13 protein-coding genes are annotated in these 15,997 nt (G+C 73.7%); 1 reads left to right on the top strand and 12 read right to left on the bottom strand.

Annotated features, from left to right (window positions below; all coding sequences use genetic code 11):
• Positions 1-10 precede the first annotated feature (10 nt).
• Both AB0P07_RS31825 and AB0P07_RS31820 read right to left on the bottom strand, forming a co-directional pair.
• Positions 11-883, bottom strand: coding sequence for a GNAT family N-acetyltransferase (locus AB0P07_RS31825; protein WP_365556645.1), 873 nt, complete (start codon positions 881-883; stop codon positions 11-13).
• Positions 884-1,225: 342 nt separating this feature from the next.
• On the bottom strand, positions 1,226-2,326 hold the full coding sequence (locus AB0P07_RS31820; protein WP_365556644.1) for a citrate synthase 2: 1,101 nt from the start codon (positions 2,324-2,326) through the stop codon (positions 1,226-1,228).
• A gap of 240 nt (positions 2,327-2,566) precedes the next feature.
• Here AB0P07_RS31820 and pdxH point away from each other — a divergent pair, with 240 nt between their 5' ends.
• Positions 2,567-3,268 carry a pyridoxamine 5'-phosphate oxidase gene (gene pdxH / locus AB0P07_RS31815; protein WP_365556642.1) on the top strand — a complete coding sequence of 234 codons (702 nt, stop codon included), beginning with the start codon at positions 2,567-2,569 and terminating at the stop codon, positions 3,266-3,268.
• 18 nt (positions 3,269-3,286) lie between these two features.
• On the opposite strand, the gene AB0P07_RS31810 is transcribed toward pdxH, so the two are convergent.
• The 10 genes from AB0P07_RS31810 to AB0P07_RS31765 all read right to left on the bottom strand — a co-directional run bounded on the left by AB0P07_RS31810 (position 3,287) and on the right by AB0P07_RS31765 (position 15,990).
• Positions 3,287-3,883: a hypothetical protein gene (locus AB0P07_RS31810; protein ID WP_365556640.1), complete on the bottom strand. Its 597-nt coding sequence runs from the start codon at positions 3,881-3,883 to the stop codon at positions 3,287-3,289.
• Between the two features lie 51 nt (positions 3,884-3,934).
• A complete protein-coding gene (locus AB0P07_RS31805; protein ID WP_365556638.1) occupies positions 3,935-4,564 on the bottom strand; it encodes a TetR/AcrR family transcriptional regulator in 630 nt (209 codons plus the stop codon).
• Positions 4,552-5,295 (bottom strand): enoyl-CoA hydratase family protein, encoded by a 744-nt coding sequence (locus AB0P07_RS31800; protein WP_365556636.1) that lies wholly within the window; start codon positions 5,293-5,295, stop codon positions 4,552-4,554. The genes AB0P07_RS31805 and AB0P07_RS31800 overlap by 13 nt, the downstream gene beginning before the upstream one ends.
• Positions 5,292-6,860 carry a 4-coumarate--CoA ligase family protein gene (locus AB0P07_RS31795; protein WP_365556634.1) on the bottom strand — a complete coding sequence of 523 codons (1,569 nt, stop codon included), beginning with the start codon at positions 6,858-6,860 and terminating at the stop codon, positions 5,292-5,294. Before AB0P07_RS31795 ends, AB0P07_RS31800 begins: the two co-directional genes overlap by 4 nt.
• 50 nt (positions 6,861-6,910) lie before the next feature.
• Positions 6,911-8,059, bottom strand: a complete 1,149-nt coding sequence (locus AB0P07_RS31790; RefSeq protein ID WP_365556632.1) for an acyl-CoA dehydrogenase family protein — start codon at positions 8,057-8,059, stop codon at positions 6,911-6,913.
• A gap of 54 nt (positions 8,060-8,113) precedes the next feature.
• Positions 8,114-9,967: a biotin carboxylase N-terminal domain-containing protein gene (locus AB0P07_RS31785; RefSeq protein ID WP_365556630.1), complete on the bottom strand. Its 1,854-nt coding sequence runs from the start codon at positions 9,965-9,967 to the stop codon at positions 8,114-8,116.
• A gap of 13 nt (positions 9,968-9,980) precedes the next feature.
• Entirely contained in the window at positions 9,981-11,579 is a 1,599-nt protein-coding gene (locus tag AB0P07_RS31780; protein WP_365556628.1) for a carboxyl transferase domain-containing protein, read from the bottom strand.
• 31 nt (positions 11,580-11,610) lie between these two features.
• Complete coding sequence (locus AB0P07_RS31775; protein ID WP_365556626.1) at positions 11,611-13,281, bottom strand: acyclic terpene utilization AtuA family protein; 1,671 nt, start codon at positions 13,279-13,281, stop codon at positions 11,611-11,613.
• Complete coding sequence (locus AB0P07_RS31770; protein WP_365556624.1) at positions 13,278-14,072, bottom strand: TIGR03084 family metal-binding protein; 795 nt, start codon at positions 14,070-14,072, stop codon at positions 13,278-13,280. The genes AB0P07_RS31775 and AB0P07_RS31770 overlap by 4 nt, the downstream gene beginning before the upstream one ends.
• Positions 14,073-14,205: 133 nt before the next feature.
• Positions 14,206-15,990: a protein kinase gene (locus AB0P07_RS31765; RefSeq protein WP_365556622.1), complete on the bottom strand. Its 1,785-nt coding sequence runs from the start codon at positions 15,988-15,990 to the stop codon at positions 14,206-14,208.
• Positions 15,991-15,997: the final 7 nt, after the last annotated feature.

Here is a 15,997-nt window from a genome sequence, read left to right as displayed (position 1 = left end):
ATGGCGGAAGTCATGCGGGACCGGCGGAGAGCGTCAGATCGACCCATTCGTCGTGCTCACCGTCGAGCACGTACCGCTCCTTCTCCACGAACCCGCGCGCTCCGGCGAACCGCAGTCCGTCGCCGCCCGCCGCCAGCACCACGGTCTCCACCGCCCCGGCGCCCAGCACGCGCGCGTGCGCCAGCCCTTCCTCGTAGAGCGCCGTACCGATCCCACGGCCCCGGTAGGGCGGCAGCACGCGCGCGATCACGGTCGCCACCCGCCCCTCGCCGCCGGGCGGCCGCACGGTGGAGCAGCCGACGAGGACGTCGCCGAGGTAGGCGTTGGCCAGCCGGTTGCGTCCGACGCGTTCCCGCGCCTCGTCGAGGGTCATGGCGGCCGGCGGCACGATCACGTTGTGCACGTGCCGCCACTCCTCCACCATGGCGTCCCCGTCCACCGGCTCGATCCGCAGCGCCGCCGAGGGACCGGCCGTGACCGTCCCCCGCCGCGCGTCCACCTCGATCTCGATGCGCATCCGCTCGTCCGCGAGCCCGCAGACCGTCATCGTCGCGGCCGGCCGCACCCGGCCGAACGCCCGCCGCAGCACGGGCCGGCACGGCTCGAAGTCCTCCCGCGCGGGCAGCAGGTACCGCACCCGCACCACGTCCGCGAACGTGCAGCCCGCCTCGGCAAGCGCGGCCCCGACGTTGCGCAGGCACTGCTCGGCCTGCTCCACCACGTCCTCGGAGATCGTCATCGACGCGTAGTCGAACCCGGTCGTCCCCGACACCTGCACCCGGTCCCCGTCGACGACGGCCCGGGCGTACCCGATCCGCTCCTCGAAGGTCGACCCGCTGGCTGTCGCCCGCCCGACCGGCGGGTCCCCCTGGCGTTCCGTCATGGGCGAAACCGTAGGTGACCAGCGAAGACGCGTCCATGGGAGATCGACAACGAATCGACCCGGAAATTCGATTGATCGGCGGCCGACCGGTTCTTAAGGTGGGCCGTACACGAGAAGGGAGGTGGTTCGGCAGATGTATGACAACCGGACGCGTGAGGTGGCTGCGGGCTAGCGGCCCGGCACCACACGGAGTGCGGCGCCGGACCAACGCGTGACAGACGCGTGCAGCCGGCCCAATCCCAAGCAGTCACCCGACCCGCGAGTCGCCGGTACGTCCGGCCGGCTCCTCCACGGAGGAACCAGACTCGCGGGTCGCCTGCGTTCAGGGACCGGAAGGGGCCGTCAGCCCGCGATGTCGGCGTAGCCCTCGATCTCGCGCGGGTCGCGGGTGCCCGGTCCCGTGTAGCGGGCGGAGGGGCGGACCAGGCGGCCCGTGCGCTTCTGCTCCAGGATGTGGGCGGACCAGCCGGCGGTGCGGGCGCAGGTGAACATCGAGGTGAACATGGGCGCCGGGACCTGAGCGAAGTCCAGCATGATGGCGGCCCAGAACTCGACGTTGGTGGCCAGCACCCGGTCGGGGCGGCGGGCGTGGAGCTCGGCGAGGGCGGCCTTCTCCAGGGCCTCGGCGACCTCGTAGCGCGGGGCGCCCAGTTCGCGGGCGGTGCGGCGCAGGACGCGGGCGCGGGGGTCCTCGGCGCGGTAGACGCGGTGGCCGAAGCCCATGAGGCGTTCACCCGCGTCGAGGGTCTTCCTGACGTAGGCCTCGGCGTCGCCGGTGCGCTCGATCTCCTCGATCATGTGCAGGACGCGCGAGGGTGCGCCGCCGTGCAGCGGGCCGGACATGGCGCCCACGGCCCCGGAGAGGGCGGCGGCCACGTCGGCGCCGGTGGAGGCGATGACGCGGGCGGTGAAGGTGGAGGCGTTCATGCCGTGCTCGGCGGCGGAGGTCCAGTAGGCGTCGACGGCGGCGACGTGCTTGGGGTCGGGCTCGCCGCGCCAGCGGATCATGAAGCGTTCGACGACGGACTCGGCCTTGTCGATCTCGCGCTGCGGGACCATGGGCAGGCTCTGGCCGCGCGCCGACTGGGCGACGTAGGACAGGGCCATGACGGCGGCGCGGGCGAGGTCGTCGCGGGCCTGGGCGGCGTCGATGTCCAGGAGGGGTTTGAGCCCCCAGGCGGGGGCGAGCATGGCGAGGGCGGACTGGACGTCGACCCTGATGTCGCCGGAGTGCACGGGGATGGGGAAGGGCTCGGCGGGCGGCAGGCCGGGGTTGAAGGCTCCGTCGACGAGCAGGCCCCAGACGTTGCCGAAGGACACGTGCCCGACGAGATCCTCGATGTCCACGCCGCGGTAGCGCAGGGCGCCGCCCTCCTTGTCGGGTTCGGCGATCTCCGTCTCGAACGCGACGACTCCCTCTAGCCCGGGTACGAAGTCGGACATCAGGCGGCTCCTCGTGATCAGTGGTGTGCGGCGACCTGGGCGGAGACGGTGCGGCGCCTCCATGGATCCACGGTCGTGCGTCGACTCGCGGTCCCGGCGGTCACCCCTGTGATGCCCCGTACGGCCGTCGGTCATCCGGCCGGAGCGGGACCAAGAACCATATCCCCGGGTGCCACGTTTGGGGAGTGGGTGCGGCACCGGGTGCCACCCCTGGTCGGGTGGTGGAGCGGATGCGGCAGGATGGGCGGCGTGACCGATCGCGAAGCCGATTCCGCCGTCCCCGCCGCCGCAGTCCCCTTCGATCTCGCCTCGATGCGCAAGCAGTACCGGGCCGAGGGACTGTCCGAGAACGAGCTGGCGGCGACGCCCGTCGAGCAGTTCGCGCGCTGGTTCAAGCAGGCGGCGACGGACGGCGGGCTGTTCGAGCCGAACGCCATGGTGGTCTCCACGGCGGACGCCGAGGGGCGGCCCAGCTCCCGTACGGTGCTGCTGAAGCACTTCGACGCGCAGGGGTTCGTCTTCTACACCAACTACGACTCCCGCAAGGGACGTGAGCTGGACGCGAACCCGTACGTGTCGCTGCTGTTCCCGTGGCATCCGATGGCCCGGCAGGTCGTGGTCAGGGGCGTGGCGCGGCGCACCGGGCGGGACGAGACCGCCGCGTACTTCCGGACCCGGCCGCACGGCTCCCAGCTGGGTGCGTGGGCGAGCGTCCAGTCGTCGGTGGTGGCGGACCGCCGTGCCCTGGACGGTGCGTACGCCGAGCTGGCGGCGCGCTATCCGGAGGGCGAGCAGGTGCCGGTGCCGCCGCACTGGGGCGGGTTCCGGGTGGTACCGGATGCGGTGGAGTTCTGGCAGGGCCGGGAGAACCGGCTGCACGACCGGCTGCGGTACGTGGCGGAGGGCGGCGGGGGCTGGCGGGTGGAGCGGCTGAGTCCGTGACGCGTCCGGGCGCCGCGTCTACAGCTTGCCCCAGAGGTACGCCGTGCGGTGGCCGTCGAGGACGGCGGCCAGACGGGCCCGGAAGTCGTCGCTGAGTTCGGGCCAGTTCCAGAACTCCAGGCCGAGACGGCCGACCGCCAGCCGGTCGTCGGTCCAGAGCCACTCGCTCAGGGGGACGTCGCGGGCGCAGGCGGGACAGGTCACGTCGGCGTGCCCGGTGTCCTGCCAGTCGGTGATCGCCTCCGAGAAGCGGGGCCAGGGGCCCTCCTCGTCCTCGTCCGACAGGTCCGTCTCACCCTCGTCCGACAGGACCGTGGTGGTCCGGCAGCGGGGGCAGGTGACGGCCTCGGGCTCGTCCTGGCCGCTGTCGAAGACGGTGGGTCCGGTGTGCACGGCGAGCACGTCGAACGGTTCGCCGTCGGGGTCGTCGTCGGCCACCGCCCGGCTCCAGTGGGGTCCGGGCGGGTGTCCGAGGGGCTGCCCGAGGACGCAGACCTCGCGGTCGGCGAGGACGATGCCCTCGCTCACGAGCCAGGCGACCGCACGCTCGGCGAGTTCCGCGGCCTGCGCCTCGCCGGCGTCGAGATCGACGATGGTCTGGAAGTAGTCACCCATGGCCGGGACGGTAGCGCCGGGCACCGACAGTGCCCCGGTGCCGGAGGCCGGTCACTGTGCCAGCGCCGCGTCCAGCAGCCGTGCCCACTGCTCCACCACCCGTTCCCGCCGTGCCGCGTCGTCGGTGAGGAGGTTGGCCAGGCCCAGGCCGCGGGCCATGTCGAGGAGGCCCTGGACGGTTTCGCGGGCGCCGGGGCGCCTCTCGTCGGCGCCGAGGAGGTCGACGGCGATGCGGTGGCTCTCGCGGCCGACGCGGGCCTCCAGTTCGGTGACCCGCTCGCGCAGCTGCTCCTCGTTGGAGGCGGCCACCCACAGGTGCAGGGCGGCGCGGAAGAGCGGGCCGGTGTAGAGGTCGACGAGGGCGGCGACCACCGCGCGCCGGTCGTCGGCGCCGGCGCCCTCGGGGAACAGGGCGCGCAGGGCGACGGAGCGTTCCTCGGCGACGTACTCGACGGCGGCCGTGAAGAGGTCCTCGCGGGTCGGGAAGTGGTGCTGGGCGGCGCCGCGGGAGACGCCGGCGTGTTCGGCGACGACGGAGACGGTGGACCCGGCCCAGCCGCGTTCGGCGAGGCAGGCCACGGCGGCTTCCAGGAGCCGCTGCCGGGTGGCCCGGCTGCGGTCCTGCTTGGGTACGCGCTCCGCCCGGTCCGCCGCGCCCGCGGCGCCGCTCACACCACCCATTCCGGATCCCGTCGTTCGAGGAAGGCCGTCATCCCCTCGCGTGCCTGCGGGGAGGCGAACAGCCGGGCCGAGAGCGCGGTCAGGTCGGCCGCGTCCCGGTCGAAGGCCTCCAGCACCCTAGCCGTGAGCAGCCGTTTCGTCTCGGCCAGGCCCTGCGGTGAGGCACGGCGCACACCGTCGAGGACGGGTTCGAGTACGGCGTCCACGTCGTCGCCGGCCGCCGTGACCAGGCCGGTGCGGGCGGCCTCGGCGGCGTCGAAGCGTTCGCCGGTCAGGTAGTGGCGGGCGAGGGCGCGGGGGTCGGCGCGGGGCAGCAGGGTCAGGGAGATGACGGCGGGTGCCACGCCGATGCGGACCTCGGTGAAGGCGAAGGTCGACTCCGTGGACGCCGCCGCGATGTCGCAGGCGCCGACCAGCCCGAGCCCGCCCGCGCGGACGTGCCCGGCGACGCGGGCGATCACCGGCTTCGGCACCTCGATGATCCGCCGGAGGAGACCGACCAGGGCGTCGGGGTGGGGCGGGTCGCGCAGGTCGGCGCCGGCGCTGAAGGTGGTGCCGGTGTGGGTGAGGACGACGGCGCGGACGCCGGGGTCCTGGCCCGCGTCGGTGAGGGCGTCGGTCAGGTCGCCGACGAGGGCGGCGGAGAGGGCGTTGCGGTTGTGCGGGGAGTCGAGGGTGAGGGTTTCGACGCCCCGCGCGCGCGTGCGGTCGACGCGGGCGGTCGGGGTCACGGCCGCTCCTTCAGCTCGCGGCGCAGGATCTTGCCGGACGCGGCGCGCGGGACGGCGTCGGTGAAGGTGACCTTGCGGACGCGTTTGTAGGGGGCGACGCGTTCGGCGACGTACCTCATGATCTCGCCCTCCGCGAGGCCGGGTGCGGCCGGCTGGCGTACGACGAAGGCGTGCGGTACTTCGTTGCCGTCGTCGTTGTACTCGCCGACGACGGCCACGTCGGCGACGCCGGGGTGGGTGAGCAGGAGGGCCTCCAGTTCGGCGGGGGCCACCTGGAAGCCCTTGTACTTGATCAGCTCCTTGACCCGGTCGACGACGAACAGCCAGCCGTCGCCGTCCACGTGGCCGACGTCCCCGGTGTGCAGCCAGCCGTCGCCGTCGATCATGGCGGCGGTGGCGTCGGGCCGGCCCAGGTAGCCCTTCATGATCTGGGGGCCGCGGATGAGGATCTCCCCGGACTCCTCGGCGGGCAGGTCCTTGCCGGGGTCGGTGAGGGAGACGATGCGCATCTCGGTACCGGCGATGAGCTTGCCGACGGTGCCGGGCGGCGCGTCGGCCATCGCGTCCAGGGGGACGACGTGGGTGCCCGGGGACAGTTCCGTCATGCCGTAGGCCTGGCCGACGGGCGGCAGGCCGAGCCGCCGGGAGCAGGCGGCGGCGAGGCGCGCGTCCAGCGGGGCGGCGGCGCTGACGATGTACTTCAGCGAGGAGAGGTCGTAGTCGGCGACCAGGGGGTGCTTGGCGAGCGCCAGGACGATCGGTGGGGCGACGTACAGACTGGTGATGCGGTGGTTCTGGATGGCGGCGAGGAACTGCTCCAGGTCGAAGCGGGGCAGGACGACGACGGTGGCGCCGAGCCTGAGCGGAGCGTTCATCAGGGCGGTGAGGCCGTAGATGTGGAAGAACGGCAGGACGGCGAGGACGCGGTCGCCGGGTGCGGCCGGCATGAGGGGTTCGAGCTGGGCGAGGTTGGTGGCGATCTGCCGGTGGGTGAGCATGACGCCCTTGGGGGTGCCGGTGGTGCCCGAGGAGTACGGCAGGGCGGCGACGTCCTCGGCCGGGTCGATCGCGACGGACGGTTCGGGCGCGGCCGAGCCCAGCATGTCGACGAGCGAGCGGTGGCCGGGCGCGCTGTCGCAGACCAGGATCTCCTGGACGCCGCCCGCGAGTTCGGCGGCACGGCGGGCGGTGTCCAGGAGCGGTGAGACGGTGACGATCCAGCGGGCGGCGCAGTCCCCCAGCTGCTTGGCGAACTCCTCGGCGGTGGCGAGCGGGTGCACGGTGGTCACGCAGGCGCCCGCGCGGGTGGCGGCGTGGAAGGCCAGGGGGAAGGCGACGGTGTTGGGGCTGTGCAGGGCGAGGACGTCGCCCTTGCGCACGCCGGTCGCGGCGAGGGCGGCGGCGACGCGCCGGTGGAACCGGTCCACCTGCTCGTAGGTGAGGGTGGTGCCGTCGGTGCCGTCGATCAGCGCCGGGGCGTCCCCGAAGGCGGCGGCCCCGCCGAGCACGGCGTCGTGGATGGGCAGGTCGACGGGCGGGACGTCTGCGTACTCGCTGCGGAACACGGTTCCTCCAACGTCGCTCGGACACGGCCTGGTACCGGCCTGGTACTGGCCTAGTACGACTTGGGCAGGCCCAGGGTCTGGTGGCAGACGTAGTTGAGGATCATCTCCCGGCTGACGGGTGCGATACGGGCAACGCGCGAGGCCGTGATGAGCCGGCCGAGCCCGTACTCGCGGGTGAGGCCGTTGCCGCCGAGGGTGTGCACGGCCTGGTCGACGGCCTTCACGCAGGCCTCCCCGGCCGCGTACTTCGCCATGTTGGCGGCCTCACCGGCGCCGATGTCGTCGCCCGCGTCGTACAGGTGGGCGGCCTTCTGCATCATCAGGCGGGCGAGTTCGAGTTCGATGTGCGCCTGGGCGAGGGGGTGGGCGATCGCCTGGTGGGCACCGATGGGGGTCTTCCAGACGGTGCGCTCGCGGGCGTAGTCGAGGGCGCGGGAGAGGGCGTAGCGGCCCATGCCGATACCGAAGGCGGCCGTCATGACGCGCTCGGGATTGAGGCCGGCGAAGAGCTGGAGGAGGCCCGCGTCCTCGTCGCCGACCAGGGCGTCGGCGGGCAGCCGTACGTCGTCGAGGGTCAGCTCGAACTGCCTCTCCACGGCGTTGAGTTCCATGTCGATGGGGCGGCGCTCGAAGCCGGGGGCGTCGCGCGGGACGATGAACAGGCAGGGCTTGAGCTTGCCGGTGCGGGCGTCCTCGGTACGGCCGACGATCAGGGTGGCGTCGGCGATGTCGACGCCGGAGACGAAGACCTTGCGTCCGGTGAGGATCCAGTCCCCGGTGGCCGCGTCGCGGCGGGCGGTGGTGGTGATGCGGTGGCTGTTGGAGCCGGCGTCGGGTTCGGTGATGCCGAAGGCCATGAGGCGGGTGCCGTCGGCGAGGGACGGGAGCCAGTCGCGTTGTTGCTCCTCGGTGCCGAAGCGGGCGATGACGGTGCCGCAGATCGCCGGGGAGACGATCATCATGAGCAGCGGGTTGCCGGCGGCGCCCAGCTCTTCGAGGACGAGGGCGAGTTCGGTGATGCCGGCGCCGCCTCCGCCGTGTGCCTCCGGCAGGTTGACGCCTATGTAGCCGAGCTTGGCGGCTTCCTGCCAGAGGCGTTTGTTGTCTTCGGGGCGGGCGGTGTGGGGGTGGGTTCTGGCGAAGGCCGCGACCGCTTCGCGGAGGGCTTTGTGCTCTTCGGATTCGATGAGAGTGGTCACTGTGCTCCTTCGGGTGCGGGTTGTGTGTGGTTGCTCGCGCAGTTCCCCGCGCCCCTAGGTTGCTTGCACTACCGCCAGTAGAGAGCCGACCGTCACTTGCTGTCCCGGTACGGCGTTCAGCGCGGTCAGCCTGCCCCTCACCGGGGCTGTGATCTTGTGCTCCATCTTCATGGCCTCCAGCCAGAGGAGCGGCTGGCCCGCCTGGACGCTGGTGCCCTCCGTCAGGCCCTTGGCGACACGGACGACCGTGCCCGGCATGGGGGCCAGGAGGGAACCCGGGGCGTGCTGGGTGGCGGGGTCGGGGAAGCGGGGCAGGGCGGTCAGCGCGGTGGTGTTGACGTGGATGCGGTCGCCGTAGCGGGCGATGTCGAAGCGGCGTCGTACGCCGTCCGCTTCGAGGACGACCCGGTCGGGGCCGGCGTGGACGACGTGGACGCCCTCGGCGGTGAGGCCGTCGCGGGTGTGGTGGTAGCGGACCTCGTGCTCCTCCCCCGCCACGGCGTACCGCTTGACCTGCGGCTGCGAGGGCAGGTTGCGCCAGCCGCCGAAGCGGCCCGTGCGGGTGCTCGCGTCGGACAGGGCGGCGGCCAGCGGGGCGAGGGGGTCGGGGGCGGACCGTGTGAGGTCGGTCAGGTGGCGGTCGTAGAAGCCCGTGTCCATGCGGCCGGAGGTGAACTCCTCGTGGCGCAGGGAGCGGACGAGCAGGTCGCGATTGGTGACCGGGCCGTGGATCACCGCCCGCTCCAGGGCGCCGGCGAGGCGGCGGACGGCCTCCGCGCGTGTGGGGGCGTGGGCGGCCGCCTTGGCGAGCATCGGGTCGTAGTGGACGCCGATGTCGTCGCCGTCGGTGTAGCCGGTGTCCAGGCGGATGCCGTCGGGCACGGCGAGGCGGTGCAGGCGGCCGGTCTGGGGCGCCCAGCCGCTCGCCGGGTCCTCGGCGTACAGGCGGGCCTCGACGGCGTGGCCACGCGCGCGCGGGGGGTCGGTTTCGAGGGCGTGGCCTTCCGCGACGCGCAGTTGGAGGGCGACGAGATCGATGCCGAAGACGGCCTCGGTGACGGGGTGTTCGACCTGGAGGCGGGTGTTCATCTCCAGGAAGTGGGCCCTGCCGTCGGCGACGAGGAACTCGACGGTGCCGGCGCCGACGTAGTCGACGGCGCGGGCGGCGCGTACGGCGAGGTCGTGGAGTTCCGCGGTGAGTTCGGGGGTGAGGCCGGGTGCCGGGGCCTCCTCGATCACCTTCTGGTGTCGGCGCTGCAGGGAGCAGTCGCGGGTGCCGAGCGCCCACACCGTGCCGTGGGTGTCGGCGAGGATCTGCACCTCGACGTGGCGGCCGTTCTCCAGGTAGGGCTCGACGAAGACCTCGCCGTCGCCGAAGGCGCTGGTGGCCTCCGCGCGGGCGGCGGTCAGTGCGGCGTCGAGGTCGGCGAGGTCGCGTACGACGCGCATGCCGCGTCCGCCGCCGCCCGCCGCCGCCTTCACCAGCACCGGCAGGTCGGCCTCGGTGACGTCGGTGGGATCGGTGAGGGGCGCGATGCCCATGAGTTCCTTGGCGCGGGTCTTGGACGCCATCGCCTCGACGGCCTCGGGCGGCGGCCCGATCCACACCAGCCCCGCGTCCCGTACGGCGCGGGCGAAGTCGGCGTTCTCGGACAGGAAGCCGTAGCCCGGGTGGACGGCGTCGGCCCCCGCGGCGACGGCGGCCTTCACGATCAGGTCGCCGCGCAGGTAGGTGTCGGCGGGGGACGCGCCCGGCAGGCGTACGGCGGCGTCGGCCTCGCGCGCGTGGAGGGCGTTCGCGTCGGCGTCCGAGTGCACGGCGACGGTGCGGATGCCCCACTGGCGGCAGGTGCGGAAGACGCGGCAGGCGATCTCGCCCCGGTTGGCGACGAGTACGGAAGTGATCACTGGTCTCTCACCCTCACATGCGGAAGACGCCGAAGCCGCCGCGCGCGCCCTCGTAGGGGGCGGTGTGGACGGCGGACAGGCACAGGCCGAGGACGGTGCGGGTGTCGCGGGGGTCGATGACGCCGTCGTCGTAGAGCCGCCCGGACAGGAACATCGGTAGCGACTCGGACTCGATCTGCTGCTCCACCATGGCGCGCAGGGCGGCGTCGCCCTCGTCGTCGTACGGCTGTCCCTTCGCGGCGGCGGACTGGCGGGCGACGATGGACAGGACGCCGGCGAGCTGCTGCGGGCCCATGACGGCGGACTTGGCGCTGGGCCAGGCGAAGAGGAAGCGGGGGTCGTAGGCGCGGCCGCACATGCCGTAGTGACCGGCGCCGTAGGAGGCGCCGAGGAGGACGGACAGGTGGGGGACGCGGGAGTTGGAGACCGCGTTGATCATCATGGCGCCGTGCTTGATGATCCCGCCCTGTTCGTACTCCTTGCCGACCATGTAGCCGGTGGTGTTGTGGAGGAAGAGCAGTGGGATGTCGCGCTGGTTGGCGAGCTGGATGAACTGGGCGGCCTTCTGCGACTCCTCGCTGAACAGGACCCCCTGGGCGTTGGCGAGGATGCCCACCGGGTAGCCGTGCAGGCTCGCCCAGCCGGTCGTCAGGCTCGTCCCGTACAGGGGCTTGAACTCGTCGAAGTCGGAGGCGTCGACGATCCGGGCGATCACCTCGCGCGGGTCGAAGGGGGCCTTGAGGTCGCCGGGGACGATGCCCAGCAGGTCCTCCGGATCGTACTTGGGCGGCTCGGCCGGCGGCGGGTCGGCGTACGCCTTGCGGTGGCCCAGGCGGGCGACGACCCGGCGGGCCTGGCGCAGGGCGTCGGGTTCGTCGACGGCGAAGTGGTCGGCGAGGCCGGAGGTGCGGGCGTGCATCTCGGCGCCGCCCAGCGACTCGTCGTCGCTCTCCTCGCCGGTGGCCATCTTGACCAGCGGCGGACCGCCGAGGAACACCTTGGCGCGTTCCCTGACCATGATGGTGTGGTCGGACATGCCGGGGATGTAGGCGCCCCCGGCGGTCGAGTTGCCGAAGACGACCGCGATGGTCGGGATCCCGGCCGCCGACAGCCGGGTGAGGTCGCGGAAGATCGCGCCGCCCGGGATGAAGATCTCCTTCTGGGAGGGCAGGTCGGCGCCGCCGGACTCGACGAGGCTGATGCAGGGCAGCCGGTTGGCGCGGGCGATCTCGTTGGCGCGCAGGGCCTTCTTCAGCGACCAGGGGTTGCTGGCGCCGCCGCGCACGGTCGGGTCGTTGGCGGTGATCAGGCACTCGACGCCCTCGACGACACCGATGCCGGTGACGAGGGAGGCGCCCACGGTGTACTCGCTTCCCCAGGCGGCGAGCGGCGACAGCTCCAGGAAGGGCGTGTCGGGGTCGAGAAGCAGCTCGATGCGCTCGCGGGCCGGCAGCTTGCCGCGCCCCCGGTGCCGGGCGACGTACTTCTCGCCGCCGCCCGCGAGGGCCTTGGCGTGTTCGGCGTCCAGGTCGGCGAGTTTGGCGAGCATGGCCTCGCGGTTGGCGCGGTGGTCGGGGTCGGTGGGGTCCAGAGCCGACGGCAGGACGGTCACAGCAGGGCCTCCGGGGTGTACGGCGGCACGGTCACAGCAGGGCCTCCGGGATGTCCAGGTGCCGGGCGCGCAGCCATTCGCCGAGCGCCTTGGCCTGCGGGTCGAAACGGGCCTGCGCGGCGACGCCCTCGCCGAGGACGCCCTCGACGACGAAGTTGAGGGCGCGCAGGTTGGGGAGCGGGTGCCGGGTGACGGGCAGGTCGCGGGCCTCGGGGATCAGCTCGCGGAACCGGTCGGCGGTCAGTGTGTGGGCGAGCCAGCGCCAGGCGTCGTCGGTGCGCGCCCACACGCCGACGTTGGCGTCGCCGCCCTTGTCGCCGCTGCGGGCTCCGGCGACGCGGCCGAGGGGAGCGCGGCGGACGGGGCCGGGCGTCAGGGGCTCGGGCAGGGGCGGCTCCGGTACGGCGCGGAGTACGGCGGTGTCCTGCGCGGCCGGTACCGGGACGCGCCGCCCGTCGTGGAGTACGGCGACGTGGTCGACGGTGTCCTGGGGGACGTGGGCGGCCTCGAACACGCCGTAGGGCGCGCCCTTTCCCGGGGGCGCGAGCACGTGGAACCCGGGGTAGCTCGCGAGGGCGAGTTCGATCGCGGCGCCGCTCAGCGCCCGTCCGACGACCTCCTGGTCGGCGTCCCGCACGACGAGCCGCAGCAGGGCGCTCGCCGTCTCCTCGGTCGCGGCGTCCGGCCGGTCGGTGCGGGCCAGGTCCCAGCGGACGTCGGAGAGCTTTCCGAGCGCCGGTTCCATCTGGTCCCGCACCAGCGCGGCCTTGGCCTCGACGTCGAGGCCGGTGAGGACGAAGGCGACCTCGTTGCGGAAGCCGCCGAGCCGGTTGAGGCCGACCTTGAGGGTGGGCGGCGGCGCCTCGCCGCGCACGCCCTCGACGCGGACGCGGTCGGGGCCGTCCTGGGTGAGCCGTACGGTGTCCAGCCGGGCGGTGACGTCGGGTCCGGCGTACCGGGCGCCGCCCGTCTCGTACAGCAGCTGGGCGGTGACGGTGCCGACGTCGACGAAGCCGCCGGTGCCGTCGTGCTTGGTGATCACCGAGGTGCCGTCGGCGTGCAGTTCGGCGAGCGGGAAGCCGGGGCGTCGTACGTCGCCGTCCTGGAAGAAGGCGTAGTTGCCGCCGGTGACCTGCGCCCCGCACTCCAGCAGGTGCCCGGCGACGACGGCGCCCGCGAGCCGGTCGTACTCCGTCGGCCCCCAGCCGAAGTGCGCGGCGGCGGGCCCGGTGACCAGGGCGGCGTCGGTGACGCGGCCCGTGACGACCACGTCCGCGCCGGCCCGCAGGCACGCGGCGATGCCGAAGCCGCCGAGGTAGGCGTGGGCGGCCAGGGCGCCCGGGTGGTCGGCGGTGAGGTCGTCGCCCTCGACGTGCGCGACGCGGACGGGGATGCCGAGGCGGTCGGCGAGCGCGCGTACGGCGTCGGCGAGACCGGCGGGATGGAGTCCCCCGGCGTTGGTGACGATCCTGACTCCCCGCTCGTGGGCGAGGCCGAGGCACTCCTCCAACTGCCGCAGGAAGGTACGGGCGTACCCGGCGTCCGGGTTCTTCAGCCGGTCGCGGCCCAGGATGAGCATGGTCAGCTCGGCGAGGTAGTCGCCGGTGAGGACGTCCAGGGGGCCGCCGGTGAGCATCTCGCGCAGGGCGCAGAAGCGGTCGCCGTAGAAGCCGGAGGCGTTGCCGACGCGGAGCACGCTCACTGGTCGGTTCCCTTCGGCGGGCGTCCGGCTCCCGGCGGTCCGGCGAACGCCTGGGCGATGTCCAGCCAGCGGTCGGCGTCCGGGCCCTCGGCGGTCAGGGCGAGGTCGGCCCGGTGGGCGCGCTGGGTGGCGAGGAGGCAGAAGTCGAGCGCGGGGCCGGTGACGCGCTGCGGGGCGTCCTCGGGGCCGTACGTCCACAGGTCGCCGCCGGGGCCGGTGAGTTCGACGCGGAACGGCTCGGCGGGCGGGGTGAGTCCGTGGGCGGCGTGGGCGAAGTCCCGGGCGCGGACGCCGATGCGGGCGACGTGGCGCAGGCGGTCGGTGGGCGGGCGGGACACGCCGAGGGCCGCCGCGACGTCCAGGCCGTGGGCCCAGGTCTCCATCAGGCGGGCGGTGGCCATGGAGGCGGCGGCCATGGGCGGGCCGTACCAGGGGAAGCGGGCCCCGGGGGCGGCGGCGCGCAGGGCCTCGTCGAGGGCGGCGCGGCCCTCCCGCCAGGCGGTCAGCAGTTCGGCGGGGGCTTGTCCGGCGCCCTGCTCGGCGGCGTCGTCGACGTACCGGTCGGGTGCGGCGAGGGCCTGCTGGACCAGTGCCTGGAAACCGTCCGCGTCGGTGACCGCGACCAGGGCGGCCCGGTCGGTCCAGTGCAGGTGCGCGATCTGGTGGGCGATCGTCCAGCCGGGCGCCGGGGTGGCCGTCCGCCACTCCTCCGGGCTCACCTTGGCCACCAGCGCGTCGAGTTCCTCGCTCTCCTCGCGCAGGTCGTCGATCACGGGCGTCGGGTCGGACACGGGGCGCTCCCCTCGGGCACGGCGATGTGCGGGGCGGTGTGGGGAGGAGCATGGCAGGGCGGGGATTAACAATCAAGCACGCTTGCATGATTTTTGCCGACGGCGCCTCGAAGACCGGCCGGCGCGTGCGGGCTCAGTCCTTCTCGGCCCGCCAGACCGTGACGTCCGCGTCGAGGAAGGCGAGGTCGGGCCTTGCGGTCGACTTGGTCTGGACGACGAGCAGCGCGATGTCCCCGTTGCGGTGCCTGACGCAGATCTCCGAACCGGCCGCTGCCGCCGCCAGGTCGAGACGGTGGCTCTTCTGGCTCGCGGTCATCAGGGCGCACTCCTCGTACCCGGCGCCCGGGCCTCCGAACAGCAGGGTGAAGACGCTGGTGTCGCTGTCCAGTGCGCAGCCGACGTCCTTGCAGTCGAAGCGGATGTCGCCCTCGCGGTCGTCGCGCCTCGTCCCGTCGGTGAGGCTCAGTGAAGAGTCGGCGTCCACCGACCGGTAGCCGAGCGCGTGGGCCCGCGGCGTTTTCGCCCCGGCCGCAGGCCACTCGGCCTCTTCCTTCGACCCTCCGGCCGACGAGTCGGCCCCCACCCTGGGCTCCGGCGCGTCCTCCTCGCCCGCCGGAGTCCCCTCCGCCGCCGGACGGGGCGTACCGGACGCGGATTCGGGCGCTGCCGCGGACTTGGACGCCGCCGCCGACGCGGCCGCGTCCCGGGCGCGGTCGAGGCCCCGGCCCGCCGCGTCGAGGAGCATCGACCCTGCCAGGATCACCAGGCCGCACGCGACGACGGCGGCGGCCGAGATCAAGGCGGTGCGTCTTCTGCGGCGCTTGCGCTCCTCCGGCCCGGCCGGAGGCCGCGGCACGAACGGCCCTCCCGGGCCGGCGGCGGCCTGCCAGGGCGCGGGGGCACCCTGCCAGGGCATCGGCGCCGTTGCCTGTGGGGCGGTCCATGGGGCCGTGTGCGCCGCGGTCGGGCCCGGGGCCGCGACCGGAGTCGCGGCGGTCGCCGCCCCCGTGGCCGCGACCGGCGGGGGAACCGTCACCGGCGGTCCGGCGATCTCCCGCCACACGGCGGGCCCGGTGTCCTCTCCGGCGTCCCGGCCCAGCTCCCGGCGGCACCACTCGACGAGCTCCGCCGGGGTGGCCCGTTCCCCGGGGTCGGCGGCCAGGCACCGGCCGAGGAGGTCGCGCAGGCGCTCGGGCAGCTCGGCGAGGTCGGGCTCGGAGTGGACGATCCGGTACAGCACGGCGGCGGCCGGGCCGTCGCCGTACAGCGGCCTGCCCAGCGCCGCGAACGCGGCCGTCTGCCCGAGCGAGAAGATGTCGGTCGCCGCCGTGACGTCGCCCCCGGAGGCCTGCTCGGGGGCCATGTACTGGGGCGTACCGATGGTGGTGCCCGTGGCGGTGTGCGCGGTGCTGTCGGCGGCGAGCGAGATGCCGAAGTCGATGACGCGCGGGCCGTCGTCGGCCAGCAGCACGTTCGCCGGTTTGAGGTCCCGGTGCACGATGCCCGCGCCGTGGATGGCCTGCAGCGCCTCGGCGACCCCCGCCATCAGCCACAGCACCGCGGGCACCGGCAGCGGTCCGTTCCGGGCGACGGCGTCCGAGAGCGAGGGCCCGGGCACGTACAGGGTGGCCAGCCAGGGCGGGGTGCCGTCGGGGTCGGCGTCGATCAGTTCGGCGGTGTAGGCGCCCTTCACCCTCCGGGCGGCCTTGATCTCCCGGCCGAAACGCCGCCGGAAGGTCGCGTCGTCGGCCAGTTCCGACCGTACGACCTTGAGGGCCACGGGCCGGCCGCCCCGGGTGTGCGACAGATAGACCCGGCCCATGCCGCCCGCACCGAGCCGGGCCGCGAGACGGTAACCGGCCACCGTGCGCGGATCGTCGTCCTGCAAGGGCTGGAAGACCTCGGCCGTGTGATTCATCGGTTCC

The organism is Streptomyces sp. NPDC085944, from assembly GCF_040686295.1.
Classification (GTDB): Bacteria; Actinomycetota; Actinomycetes; order Streptomycetales; family Streptomycetaceae; genus Streptomyces; species Streptomyces salinarius.
Note: the sequence above shows the minus strand (reverse complement) of the source record. Positions and strands in the feature narration are given on the sequence as shown.